Below are 13261 nucleotides of genomic sequence, written 5' to 3' on the forward strand. Positions count from 1 at the left end.
AGGGTCTTAAGACTTGGCGCCGAACCGTTAGTGGGGGTTTGACGGAAATTTGGGCCATTGGCGGAAATTCTACGGGTCGCGGAATTGAAGTCGAACATCGCCGATCTTATTGCGCGGATCTCGCAATCGCGTGCTTCAACTTCAACACAACCTGGCAAGATAGGAAGACCAGGAAGAATCCTGCCTAACCTCCTTGCCTGGCATGCGCGTTATTTTTTACCCATGCCGCCTCGTCTGTGTACGTTATAGCCACAAACACCCGACGAGGCGAAGGGTTACGATTGGACGCGCTAAACTTTAAGAGAATCCGATCAAATCCCAGAAATCGGCAAACTTACCCAACTTGCGCACCAAGCCGAGCTTCTTCCAGCATCTTTACGAACGGCCCAAAATAGCGGCCGTTGTCGTGGTAGGTTCGCCCGCTAACGATGTTGCCATCGACGACGCAAGCTTCGTCGACGAAGATCCCGCCGCAGACTTCCAGGTCGAACTTGCACTTCGGGACGGTTGCCATCCGCCGCCCTCGGACACAGTCGGCATAGGCGAGAATCTCGACTCCATGGCAGACCGAAGCGACCGGTTTGCCGTTCTCGACAAACCAGCGAGTCGCCTCAACCAAGTGCTCGTCGTAGCGAATGTATTCAGGGGCCCGACCACCGCTAATCATGATGCCGGCATACTCTTCCGGCACGATTTCCGAGAACGCGATCTTGGCTTCGATCGTGTACCCTTCCCACTCCTTGGTGATGGTCCAGCCTGGCTTTACCTCGTGCATCACCATCTGAAATGGCCCGCGATGCGGACCAGCGACGACTGGCTCGAACCCGGCCTCTTGCAGGCGATAAAAGGGATACAGCGTATCCAAGGTTTCCGAAGCATCGCCGACGATGATCAACACTTTATCCGACACGTTAGGTTCCTTGTTGAGCCTTCAAGGCACATTGATGGAGGTAGTTTTTACCGCGAACGATCTCGGCGGTAGTTTCCGCCACGGTGGGCAGAATGGGAATGCCCCGTGGCACCGGATGCATGAAAACTTCGGTCCAACCTTGGTAACGAATATCAACCAGAGACTGGACAATTGGTTGGAAGTCGAGTGGTCCGCGACCTGGCATCTGTTTCAGTTGCTGCTGGGTGGGTAGCGGATCGTGGGCCCCGTCGCCATGCTCCCATGCATAGAACATGACCATTCCTTCCCCCAACTCCCGAATCAGTTTCGCCAGTTGCTGAGGATCTTGTGGCAAATGGTAGGGAGCCAGCGCGATGGCCAGGTGCTTCGAGGGTCGCATTTCCAGCAACCACCGTAGCGAGTCTGGCGAGAAGATCAGGTTGTTAGCGTGGTTCTCGATGGCGATTGTCACGCCACTTAGCTCTGCCATTTCGATATGTGGTTTCATCTTCTCGACGAAGGTCGCCACGGCCTGTTTCAGCTCGGCCCCTTTCAGCCCTTTCGGTCCCGAGCCTCCGGTCACCATCAGTGGGCAATCAAAACGCTGGGCGAAGGCGAACTCTTTCTGCAAACCGAACGGGCCGAGATCGTAGTGAGTCAAACAGCCAAGTTTGACATCGTTCTCTTCCAGCAATTGGGCGAACTTCTCTTCCCCCATCGCCTCGATTTGCTCGCGTTGGTCGCCATGCACCTTCGGCCAGATATCGATGTGGGTCGCCCCAATTTTTTTGGCTTCCGGCAGAATCTCGGCCAGCTTGCTGTAGCCATACATGCACGAAGGAAGCATATAGTTCCATCGGAACTTGGCGTCGGCAGCCACGGCCGAACCTGTCCACAGCGAACCGACCGCTCCGGCGGCCAGGGCATGAAACGTTCGCCGGTTGATAGCATGGTTGGAAGAAGGAATCATCGGGATTACCTTGGAGTGAGGGGAGTAGAAGAAGCTTAGACCGTCTCGTAACCGGCACGCTGAGGGCGGCTGAGATGCTGATTCGCTTCGTCATCACCCACGAACATCTCTCCCTTGGGATCCCATGTCAACTTTTTACCAAGCCGCATCGAGATGTTACCCAAGTGACAGGTACTCACACTGCGGTGCTGACTTTCGATGTCGGAAACCGGAGTCTTTCGCGAGGCAACGCAGTCGAAGAAGTTACCCATATGATTCACGATCGCATCGAGCTTGCCGGCCCGCTCCGGGCGTTCCAGATTATCGAAGTCGTACAGCACGAAGTCTTCACGCGGCAGCTTTCGTTCGGTCGGTGCGCCATCGAGCGTTCCCCGGTTCACGAAGATGCGTCCCTTGTCGCCCGTGAACATCACGCCATTGCGGCCGTTGTCGGCGACCGTCATCTCGACACCATTATCAAGGCGATAGGTGACGTGATAATCGACCGCCACGTTGTAGCCATCTTCCACGGTTGGCATCTTGGCGGTGCCTTCAATCTCGACAGGCGTTCCGTCGGCACCCCACTGAGCAATGTCGATATGATGAGCCCCCCAGTCGGTCATCTGCCCGCCGCTGTATTCGTACCACCAGCGGAACGTGTAATGGCAGCGTTCCGGAATATAGGGAACGTCAGGCGTCTGCCCTTGCCACATGTCCCAGTTCAAAATCTTCGGAACAGGTTGCGTCGCAAATGGGCCGCCAGTCTTGTTCTTTCCTAAGACGACATCCACTTTTTGAAGGTTGCCGACCCAGCCTTGGCGAACCATTTCTACCGCCGTGCGAAAACGGATGTCACTGCGTTGCCACGAGCCGACTTGAACGACGCGGCCCGTTTCTTTCACGACCTCACGCAGCTTCTTGCCTTCGTCGATCGTTAGGGTCAGCGGCTTTTCGCAGTAAACATCTTTCCCCGCCCGGCAGGCATCGATCACCATCTTCGTGTGCCAATGGTCTGGTGTACCGATCATCACGACATCAACATCGTCGCGAGCCAACAGGTCGCGGTAGTCTTCCATGATGGCCGACTTGCCGCCGAAGTCGGACTTTGCCTTCTCGAGGATCTCGCGATCGACATCGGCCAATGCCACGATATCGCCATGCGCCGCCGCCTTCTCGGTAATCACCGAGCCCTGATAACGCAGGCCAATCGCACCAACACCCAGCCGGCTGTTGGCGTCGCGTGGCTTGTCTTCGGCCTCGGTCGCGGAAAGGGCACCGAACACCATCGAGGTCGACGCCGCGGCAGAGACCTGAGAAATCCACTTACGTCGATTCAGGGCATAAGAACGCATGATTGGCTCCAGGGCAGGGAAGGGCGAGGAGAATAATTGGGGGAGTGTTGATCGCGTGCATCGCGATGCGGTGCCCCTATGCTCGCGAACCAGCCCACCACAAGCAATCCGCAAATGCGTATTCACTCTCCGTTATTTTGTCAGACGCGATCAGACCTCGGTCGCATGCTTTCGCTCCAGCCGGAACTTGCCAGGCGGCATGCCGTACCATTGCCGGAATGTCTCGGCCAGGTGCTGCGTGCGTCGGAAGCCGCACTTGGTCGCGATGACGGTCAGGTTCAAGTCGGTATGCGTCAGCATTTCCTCCACCCGTAAAAGCTTCAAGCGAATCAGCTCCTGGTTAGGAGATCGCCCGAGCAGTTGCCGTAGCCCGCGTTCCAACGAGCTGCGTGAAATTGCCACCGCTTTCAAGACATCAGAAACCGAGATCCCTTCGCACGCATGCTCTCGCATGAAGAGCAATGCCCCGGCCAGTTCTGGATCGTCCACAGCCACGATGTCGGACGAAAGCCGCGTGACGATTCCCAGCGGTTCGACCAGGACCGGCGTCTTCGGAGGCCTTCCGCCTTGCATCAAATGATCGAGCAACTCGGCAGCGCGGTAACCAATCGCGGTTCCGTTTAGTTCGACACTGGAAAGAGGAGTCGAAGCCATGGTGCAGAGCGAAGCGTCGTTTTCGACCCCGACCACGGCGACTTCTTCCGGTACACTCGCGCCGCATCGTTTGCACGCATCCAATAACCAAAAGCCAAGCTGGTCGGTACATGCCATCACGCCGACCGGCTTGGGCAATGCATGAATCCAGTCGGCCAACTCTTGCTGGGCTCGTTCCCACTGCGTTGGTTGTTCGCGACGATTGCGGGGATGATAGCTTGTCGCTTCAAACCCATGCTCCGCGACCGTTTGCACGAAGTTCTCGCAACGCTGCTGGAAGTATTCTTCTTCCCCCAGTTGATAGACCGCGAAGTTGCGAAAGCCCCGTTCCAGAAAATGCTCGGCCACCAACTTGCCGAGCGAGCAATTGTTGACGCCCACGAACGGAAAGGAATGCTTCAGGCGTGTAGCTCGCAACTCGACCGTCGGAACCCGCGCTCGCTTGACGGCGTCGACCATCGCCTGCGTGCCACTGCGGGTCAAGATTCCGTTGCCATGCCATCCCGGTAACCAGGGCGGGGCAGGGGACTGAAGCGAACGCGACTCGACGAACAACGACCAGGGACCTTGCTCGGTGACGTATTTCCGGACGCCGTGCAGCAGTTCGCGACCATAGGTGCGCGACGTTTCAATCAGCAAGGCAACGTGCGGCGTGGTGTTTTGGGCGGGCATGGGTGGCAAGCATAGAGAGGAGAGGCGGGACCAGCCGCCCGATTCTAGCCGTGGTAGAACCAAATTGAAATCTGCTTACCTGCAGCCGGCAGGTAAGGTTTTGACGATTCTTACGTTCCTAGCAAACGCATCGCCTATGCCAGAATAAGGTTTCCTTGAACCCGCAATCGCTAGCGGTTCCATGCAGAACCAGGGGGAGGGTCGTCGATGAAGCCAGTAGCAAGATCCCCAGCCTTTGGGGATACCGGCTATGGAGAGCTGGTTACCTTTGAAAACTATCAATCGCCTGGTTCAGCCAGGACGGACGAGTTCCATGGATGGTCTCACATTTCGTCGAGCTTCTTACGTACTGCTCTGGATCGCTGCCGTTGGCCTGCCAGGGATCGGCGTCCCTGAAGTCGCTGCAGAGGAAGCGGTCGACTATCTGCTATTCGACGAATCGTGTGCTCAAGATCTGAGTTGTGGTGACGACTTGATCGGCTGTCACCACGGAAGTTGCCAATCGCTGTGTTGCCGCCAACAACTCACCGGCGACTGGTTCGGCCGGCGTTCGAGCCTTGCCCAGCATGGCATCACGCTGGATGCCGACGTCACGCAGTTTTACTTTGGCGTGGCTAGTGGCGGTCTCAACCAACGTTTCGATTACGGCGGGCATGGAGACTACGTCGTTGATATCGACATGGGCAAACTTGCGAACCGCGAAGGTCTGTTCGTGAAGCTTCGCGCCGAACATCGTTTTGGCGAAACGATTGCCAACGATACCGGTGCGTTCTTTCCTCCAACTGTTGCGGCCAACCTGCCGGTAAGTGGCAGCAACGATTTGTATCTGACGAATGTCTTATTCACGCAGGCTCTGTCAGAATCGTTCGCCCTGTTCGCTGGTAAGCTCGATACGTTCGACGGTGACCAGAATGCCTTCGCCCATGGACGAGGCAAAACGCAGTTCTCGAACCTGGGCTTTGTGGTGAATCCAGCTTTGGTGCGTACCGTTCCCTATTCGACACTGGGGGCAGGGTTTGTGCTAATGGATGAAGGACTTCCTTATTTCACCTTCACCGCCATGAACGCCACCGATACCGCGAATTCGGCAGGCTTCAACCAACTGTTTGAAGAAGGAGTGGCCCTCATCGCCGAGTTGCGATTGCCGACTGAGTTCTATGGCCTGCCTGGCCATCAAACCTTTGGTGGTACCTGGAACAGTCGCGAGTACACCACTCTTGGCCAAGACCCGCGTATCATCTTGCCCGATGTCCCCATCAATCAGCAGTCCGGCTCGTGGGCGTTGTATTACAACTTCGACCAATACCTGTCGGTCGATGCCTGCGATCCGACGAAGGGGTGGGGCATTTTCGGCCGTGCCGCGATCACCGACGATCGCACGAACCCAGTCGCCTGGTTCCTGAGTACCGGTCTGGGGGGTAACAGTTGGCTATATGGCCGTGAAGCCGACACGTTCGGTATTGGTTGGTACTACAGCTCGACGAGCGACGAGATTGGCCCGCTGCTCCAGGCAGTCACTGGTCCGCTCGGGGCGGGAAATACGACCGAGCTCTTCTACAACATCGAAGTCACCCCGTGGTTCCGGCTAACGCCAGATGTTCAGATTATCGACTCCGCTCGCGAACGCGTGGACACCGCAATTGTGGTGGGTCTGCGTGGCCAGGTGATCTTCTAAACGAGCCCCTGCCCAGGTGACCACTGCCGAAACCCACTGACCGAATCCACATTCGGTTGGGAAGAAATCTGGCTTCCACCAGGAAAAAATACTCACTCGAGATATCGCAAAACCGTATCACAAAGATAACCATTCTGGTGAAAGCGTAACGTGCAGAAAACGCCCGATCTCTCGCTTTAAATGCAGTTCGTTTTCCAAACGCTCTATCAACTGCTCAATTTCGCCACACTCGCGACACTGCCCTGCCTGCCGGCAAACGACGTACCTTCGACCTCTGTTGAAGGCCTCTCACAGGGCAATCTACGCAGTTTTTATTGATTGTGGAAAACCGCGTAAGCATAATCAGATACACCCACTTTACGCATAGCACTAAAACAGTGCATCCAACCTGCACAACGCATATAAACCACACCCCCATTCCTTCCTAGTCGGTCATAGCATTGGAAGGGATAGCGAGGCAGCCCCCGTTCTCATGGAGCACATGATGCATCAATCGACGTCTACCGATGAATGGTCGTTCGGACGCATCTTGTCGGCTTGCTGGCGATTCAAGTGGCGCGGAATTCTAGCCGGTTCTGTCGTGATTGGATTGGCCATCGCCGCCCTGTTGATTTTGCCGAAAGTCTACGCGTCCGAAGCGAAGCTTTTCGTCCGTCTCGGTCGCGAAAACATGGGGCTTGACCCTACGGCCACCACCGGCGGCACCGTGGCCATCACCGCGACCCGCGACACCGAAATGAACTCGATTCTCGAACATCTTCACAGCACCAAACTGTTGGAAGAAGTCCTCTCGAAAACTTCGCCTGGCTTCGATGATCTCGATCCGGTCCATCGCCAGCTCGCTTTGAATGAGCTCGACAAGTCGATCTCGGTCGACTCACCACGTGGCTCGACCGTGATCATCATTCACCTCGAGGACTTCAGCCCGACCGATGCTCAGGCCAAGCTGCAGACGTTTGTCGATGCCTATCTGGCCGACCATATCCGCATCAACCGCAACCTTCGCTCGCACGATTTCTTTGAAGAGCAATCTTCGCTGCTCAAGCATCAGTTGGCCGACGCCCGCAATGCCCTTCGCGACGCCAAGACGAACGCCGGAATTGCTTCGATCGATGGGAAACGCAATACGGTCGAAGGTCAGATCGACAAAGCGGAACTCAGGTTGCAGGAAGTCGAAGTCTCGCTCTCGGCCGTCGCCGCAGAAGTGGAGTCGCTCGAGACCTCGCTGCAAGATGTTCCCGAAGAACTATTGGCTCAGTTTGTCGAGGGCACCCCAAACGATGGCCTGGCAGCGATGCGTCAACGATTGTTCGAACTGCGGACCCAGGAAAAAGAAATCCTCTCGAAGTTCACTCCTTCGCATCCCGAAGCGATTGCCATTTCTCAATTGGTTGCGGATGTCGAACAGGCACTCTCCGAAGCCGAGCACAATCGCGCCAATCTCATGCAGGCCGTTCTGGCCCGCAAACAGGCAGACGAAGCTTCGCTGATGGTTCAGCAAGGCAAGCTCCGGGACCAGTTGGTTCAGCTGACCAGCCAACTGAAGCAACTGAACGAAAACGAAGCTTTGATCGGATCGCTTTCCGACGAAGTTACCCAGTTGGAATCGAAGTACCTGGCTTACGTTGGCGATCGCGAACAGGCCCGTCTCGACGAGGCCCTGCGAACCGACCAGATCACCAATGTCAGCATTCTGCAGGAAGCGACAATCTCACCGCTGGCGATTCGCCCTCAAAAGGCAACCGTTCTACTGCTCGCTGGGGTGATTGGAATGCTTGCCGGTCTTGGCATCGTGCTGACCTCCGAACAGTTCAACCCCAGCCAACCATCGTCGGCTGCCAAGCCGCCCCAAGGCAATCCACGCGACAGTCAAGCTTCTCGCAACGGTTCCGAAACGAATGGTTTTGAATCGCCCCCACGCAACGGCCACAGTCCCGCACAACTCAATGGAAGTGCCACGGTCAACGGAAACGGCGTCGGACCTCACACCGCTTCTAGTAACTCGCACTGACTTGAATTGGCGATCGCAGCAATTGGTTTCACCATCTGCATCTGCCACTTGGACGACGTTGTCCAATAGCCAATACGCACTATGACCAACTTGCTTTGTACTGAAACCGCCGAAGAGGCGATCTCGCCACCGGTATCGATACCGGCACCAGCTCGACGCTTGTCGCTGTCGCACAACTTTGTTTGGGCGCTGGGCGGCAACGTGACTTTTGCCGCCTGCCAGGGTGCCGTGTTGGTTTTATTGGCGAAGGCCACCGACCCTGCCATGGTCGGTCGATTCGCATTGGCGCTCGCGATCACCGCGCCGCTGTTTCTGCTGACCAACCTTCAGCTTCGAGCCGTCCAAGCGACCGACGCATTGGGGCATTACCGCTTTGGCCATTACCTGGCGTTGCGTCTGCTGACCACAGTCGCCGCTCTGGCCACTTTACCAATCATCTTGTTGGTTGCTGGCTACTCGTGGAGTTTCGCGGCGGTCGCCTTCGTGATTGGAATTGGCAAATCGTTCGATGCCCTGAACGATGTTATGTATGGCCTCGTGCAGAAACATGAACGCCTCGATCGTGGTGGCATGGCTCGCATTACGGCTGGCATCGCGACGCTGTCAGGACTTGGCATTTTGCTGTGGACCACCGGAAGCCTGTTATGGGCCGCGATCGGTTGGGCCGCCGGCCATGGCGTGGTAACCCTGGCTGCCCGAGGTTGGGTTGGCGACGACATCCTGACGCAGGAAGACGAGACGAGCGAGCAGCCGCGACTCTTCAGTCCGCTGTTCGACTGGGGTCAGCTCGGCCAGCTCGCCATCTTGGCCTTGCCGATGGGCGTGGTGATGATGCTCGGCTCGTTGCAGATCAACGCACCGCGTTATTTCATCGAACACTATCTCGACGACAAACTGTTAGGCATCTACGCCGCGATTGCCTACTTGATGCTGGCCGGTCACATGGTCAGCCTGGCGATGGGACAAGCCGTTACGCCAAGGCTTGCCAAGCATTTCGCGGCAGCTGAGTTCTCGCAATACTTCGCGATCATCTTCCGTCTGCTCGGGATCGCCGTAGCAGGGGGTGCGTTGGCAGTCGTTCTGACCGCGACGCTTGGCTCGACGGTCCTGTCGCTGCTGTTCACACCAGAATACGCCCAGCACACGCCAGTGCTGATCTGCTTGTCGGTAGTCCTGGGAATCGAAGCCGCCACGTCGTTTCTGGGAGAAGCAATGACGGCGACTCGCAAGTTCAAGGTGCAAACGCCTGTGCTGCTTGCCGCTCTGATCGCTGCCGCCGTGAGCTGTGTGCTGTTCATTCCGCCGTACGGTTTGATGGGTGCCGCCATCGCTACTGGCATCGGAGCATTTACTCAATTCATTGGCTCGGCCCTGGTTGTGATGTGGGCGGTCCGCGAGCGACGAAAGGAATCGGCATGATTGCTTCCAACGACAAACGTATTCGAGTCGTTCAAGTCGTGCACGGTCTCGTCGTGGGCGGAATCGAAAGCTGGCTGGTTAACGTCCTACAGCGAATCGATCGCGATCGATTTCAGGTCGACTTCATCACCAGCCGTCCAGAGCCTTGCTACTACGACGACGAAGTGCGTGCCCTTGGTGCTCAGATTCACTTTTGCCCTTCGCCACGCAAGCCTTGGATTTATGGCCCAGCGTTCCGCAAGATTATCAAGCAAGGCGGCTATTCCGTCGTCCATGCCCACGTCGATCATTACAGCGGCTTTGTCATGCGGTTGGCGAAGAGCGTCGGGGTAAAGACTCGGATCACGCACAGCCACAGCAACACGACGCGAAACCAGGCCAAAGCAGGCATGTTCCGTCGGATCTACCTAGGGTCGGCCAAGCGTTGGATCCGTACTTCGGCGACGGTTGGTTTGGCTGTGTCCGACGTTGCAGGTGCTTCGCTGTTTCCTCGCTGGGGAAACGACGATCGTTGGGATGTGCTGCACTGCGGAATCAATACTGCTGGCTTCCATCACCCCGTCGACCGATCCGCACTTCGCCAACATTATGGCATTTCGGAAGACGCCTTTGTGTTTGGACACATCGGGGGTTTCCGCGAGCCCAAAAACCATCGGTTCCTGGTTGAAATCGCCGCCGCCCTAAAGAAGCGTGATCCGTCGATCCGCATGTTGCTGGTAGGCGACGGCCCCCTGCGTCCCGAGATCGAAGCCCAGGTTCGCAAGGCAGGCGTCGAAGAACAAGTGGTGTTCACCGGCATCGTCCGAGACGTGACGACCGTGCTGCGTGGAGCGATGGATGCGTTCGTCTTTCCTTCGCTGTGGGAAGGGGCACCGCTGGCGGTGCTCGAAGCCCAAGCGACCGGTATTCCCACGTTGATGTCGACCGCCGTCACCAACGAAATTGCTCATATCCCTTCGCTGGTGCAACAAAAGTCGCTCGACGATTCGGCCGATGATTGGGCCGATGCGTTGATGACGATGGCCCAGCGACCTCGTGAGTTTACACCTGCCGAAGCACTCGCCAGGATCGAGGCAAGCCGATTCAATGTCGACAATGCCGTCCGCAAGTTGGAGGCATTGTATGCAGGCCAGTAACCTTCCCCTGGAACATCATGCGTCGCTGCCAGCAGTGCGGACCCATGCGACCGATCACTCGTCGCCACTTCCGCTTTGCTTCGTTGGACTGTGCTTGTATTTCCTGAGCCAAGGCTACCTGGTGCCTCTCGCAGCGATCGGTCCTTCGTGGGCGATCTGGCCGCGTATCGCTGACTTCGCTGGCCTATTCATGGCCGGAGCATGTCTCTGGCAATGGCGTCAAGCCGAGCGACTTCCCAAACCACTGGCAACGATCACCTTCTGGTTGATGGTCTTCCTTTGGCTGTCAGCAATTTCGCTGATCGCCCAAACGATCATTTCGCCGAAGCTGTACTGGAATGGTCCTCGCATGGGCGAAGCGGTCCAGTGGGGCATCTACCAGATGGCACGACTGATCCAATTCATCGCGCTGTTTATCTGTGCGGCATACACGCCACTGACGGAAACACGACGGCGCTGGCTGGTCGGCGTTTCGACTTCGGTTCTTTGGTTTGTGATCATCACTGTGCTGCTGACTTATACCGGAGCGATCACTTACGAATCGGTTGTCGCGCACCTGCCCGAGTCACCCGATGTCAGCGGACCGTGGGCCTCGTTCGGCGAATCGTTCGATGGCCTTGGCTATATCAGCTACAACCATGCCTATACTGCCGTGCAGTTGGTGCTGCTATTCAGCTTGCACTTGAGTTTGACGCGTTGCCAATTCAATACCGCCAACTTGCTTCTGTTGGTTGCGGTGAACCTCGGCGTCTTCCTTTCTGGCAGCCGGGCTGGTTTTGCCGCGATGCTAGTCCTGGTGTTTCCTTGTCTCTGGACATGGGTTCGCCGCGGGGGCATCTTGCCGCTGGTATGGGCAGGCACCGTTGGCTGCACGATCTTCGCCACGATGCTGATTGCCCCGAGTTTCTTTAAGGTTCGCGGCCTGACCGATTTCAAACAGCAGATTGAAGACCTGGTCGTTCGGCAAACGAGCACGTTTCAAGGCTACAAATCAGACAACCTGGCAGGCCGAACCGACATCTGGAAATGGCATCTCGACTCGCTCGAAGAGCGTCCTTGGACCTGGGTGGTTGGCTATGGCTTTGGTTCCGCCATCACGCGAGGCAATCAGGCTCACATGCAGCCGCTGAATATGGTCAGCGAGATGGGCCTGATTGGGCTTGGCGTTGGCCTGGTACTGATGGTGATCGTCTTGAAAACCCTTTGGCAGATGGAGCCGCCGGGGCATCCGTACCTATGGGGAAGCCTAGCACTGCTGTTCACTTCGCTCACGCAAGAAACCTTTTATCCCGTAGCGGCGATGGGGCATTTCCCTGGGTTTTACCTGTTTGGCCTGGCGATTTGCTTGCGGCTGGCAATCGACTTGCCACCAACACCAGAGCTTCCGCAGTCGACTTCCACTCCCGCTACGACTTCTTAGATTCGTTCACGCTCAATGATCAACAACCACCCGCAATTCGATCGAACGCCAGGCAGCGGCCAACGCCCTGCTCTGTTGATCACGATTGATACCGAGGGAGACGATCTCTGGTCGAACCCGACCACGATTACCACGCGGAATGCGGAATACCTTCCTCGTTTTCAAACGCTGTGCGAACGGTATGGTTTCCGGCCGACGTGGCTGACGAACTGGGAGATGGTCGAGTGCCCTGTCTATCAGCAGTTCGCCAGTGATCTGCTTGTGCGAAACACAGGGGAAGTCGGCATGCATTTGCATGCGTGGAACAATCCACCGTTGACGGGTTTCGACGACCGACATGCCCAGCGACAGCCCTGCCTGATCGAGTATCCGGCAAACGACATGCGAGATAAAGTTGCTCGCATGACCGACCGCCTGGAAGAGGTTTTTCAGGTCAAGATGCGCAGCCATCGCGCTGGCCGCTGGGGCTTCGACGAAGCATACGCCCAGCTGCTGGTCGACTTTGGTTACCAGGTCGACTGCTCGGTGACACCCGGCGTGCGTTGGAACTATGCGTACGTTGGCAAGTACCAAGAGACCGGCGTCGACTACCGCGAATTTCCGAGCCATGCCTATTGGATCGATCTGGAAGACATCCAGCGTCCCGGCAATTCGCCGCTGCTGGAACTGCCGATGACGATCGTCCCTGGCGATCAAACCTTCTTGACGCGATGCATGCACCAACTGGGCCGTTCATCGCGTCTGCTGAATCGTGTTGCTAATCGAATCGCACCGCAAGACGTCTGGTTCCGCCCTTTCCGCAACAACCGCCATCTGCTGCCCAAGTTGGTCGAAGCAGGTCCGGTGGACGGCTGCGATTACTTGGAGATGGCGTTCCACTCGTCAGAACTGATGCCCGGCGGAAGCCCATCGTTCCCGAACGAACGATCGATCGAACAACTGTACGAGCGGTTCGAGGCACTCTTCGCCGCAGCCCAGGGGCGTTACGTCGGCCTAACGTTAACCGAGTACCACGACCGCATGGTATCCGATCGGCTTGCGATGTCTCCTTCCACCACCGCACAGGAAGCATAAGCAGCAAACC

10 protein-coding genes are annotated in these 13261 nt (G+C 56.9%); 6 read left to right on the forward strand and 4 right to left on the reverse strand.

Translation table 11 applies throughout. From position 1 onward, the window contains the following. Positions 1-334: 334 nt before the first annotated feature. The 4 genes from AB1L30_RS09855 to AB1L30_RS09870 form a co-directional block, all read right to left on the reverse strand. Complete coding sequence (locus AB1L30_RS09855) at positions 335-910, reverse strand: DJ-1/PfpI family protein (protein WP_367013245.1); 576 nt, start codon at positions 908-910, stop codon at positions 335-337. 1 nt (position 911) lies between these two features. Continuing rightward, on the reverse strand, positions 912-1859 hold the full coding sequence (locus AB1L30_RS09860; RefSeq protein WP_367013246.1) for a TIM barrel protein: 948 nt from the start codon (positions 1857-1859) through the stop codon (positions 912-914). A 35-nt stretch (positions 1860-1894) separates the two neighbouring features. Continuing rightward, positions 1895-3190: a Gfo/Idh/MocA family oxidoreductase gene (locus AB1L30_RS09865; RefSeq protein ID WP_367013247.1), complete on the reverse strand. Its 1296-nt coding sequence runs from the start codon at positions 3188-3190 to the stop codon at positions 1895-1897. Positions 3191-3340: 150 nt separating this feature from the next. Then, a complete protein-coding gene (locus tag AB1L30_RS09870; protein WP_367013248.1) occupies positions 3341-4516 on the reverse strand; it encodes a DNA-binding transcriptional regulator in 1176 nt (391 codons plus the stop codon). Between the two features lie 313 nt (positions 4517-4829). On the opposite strand from AB1L30_RS09870, the gene AB1L30_RS09875 reads away from it, so the two are divergent. From AB1L30_RS09875 to AB1L30_RS09900, 6 genes are all read left to right on the forward strand, one after another. Then, positions 4830-6191: a carbohydrate porin gene (locus AB1L30_RS09875; protein ID WP_367013249.1), complete on the forward strand. Its 1362-nt coding sequence runs from the start codon at positions 4830-4832 to the stop codon at positions 6189-6191. Positions 6192-6672: 481 nt separating this feature from the next. Further along, positions 6673-8202: a GNVR domain-containing protein gene (locus AB1L30_RS09880; RefSeq protein ID WP_367013250.1), complete on the forward strand. Its 1530-nt coding sequence runs from the start codon at positions 6673-6675 to the stop codon at positions 8200-8202. An 81-nt stretch (positions 8203-8283) separates the two neighbouring features. Beyond that, positions 8284-9621 carry a hypothetical protein gene (locus AB1L30_RS09885; RefSeq protein WP_367013251.1) on the forward strand — a complete coding sequence of 446 codons (1338 nt, stop codon included), beginning with the start codon at positions 8284-8286 and terminating at the stop codon, positions 9619-9621. Continuing rightward, positions 9618-10757, forward strand: a complete 1140-nt coding sequence (locus AB1L30_RS09890; RefSeq protein WP_367013252.1) for a glycosyltransferase — start codon at positions 9618-9620, stop codon at positions 10755-10757. The genes AB1L30_RS09885 and AB1L30_RS09890 overlap by 4 nt, the downstream gene beginning before the upstream one ends. Continuing rightward, the gene (locus tag AB1L30_RS09895; protein ID WP_367013253.1) at positions 10744-12177 is read left to right on the forward strand and encodes an O-antigen ligase family protein; all 1434 of its coding nucleotides are present in this window, start codon (positions 10744-10746) and stop codon (positions 12175-12177) included. The genes AB1L30_RS09890 and AB1L30_RS09895 overlap by 14 nt, the downstream gene beginning before the upstream one ends. Positions 12178-12192: 15 nt before the next feature. Then, entirely contained in the window at positions 12193-13251 is a 1059-nt protein-coding gene (locus AB1L30_RS09900) for a hypothetical protein (RefSeq protein ID WP_367013254.1), read from the forward strand. Positions 13252-13261 lie beyond the last annotated feature (10 nt).

The organism is Bremerella sp. JC817, from assembly GCF_040718835.1.
Taxonomy (GTDB): Bacteria; Planctomycetota; Planctomycetia; order Pirellulales; family Pirellulaceae; genus Bremerella.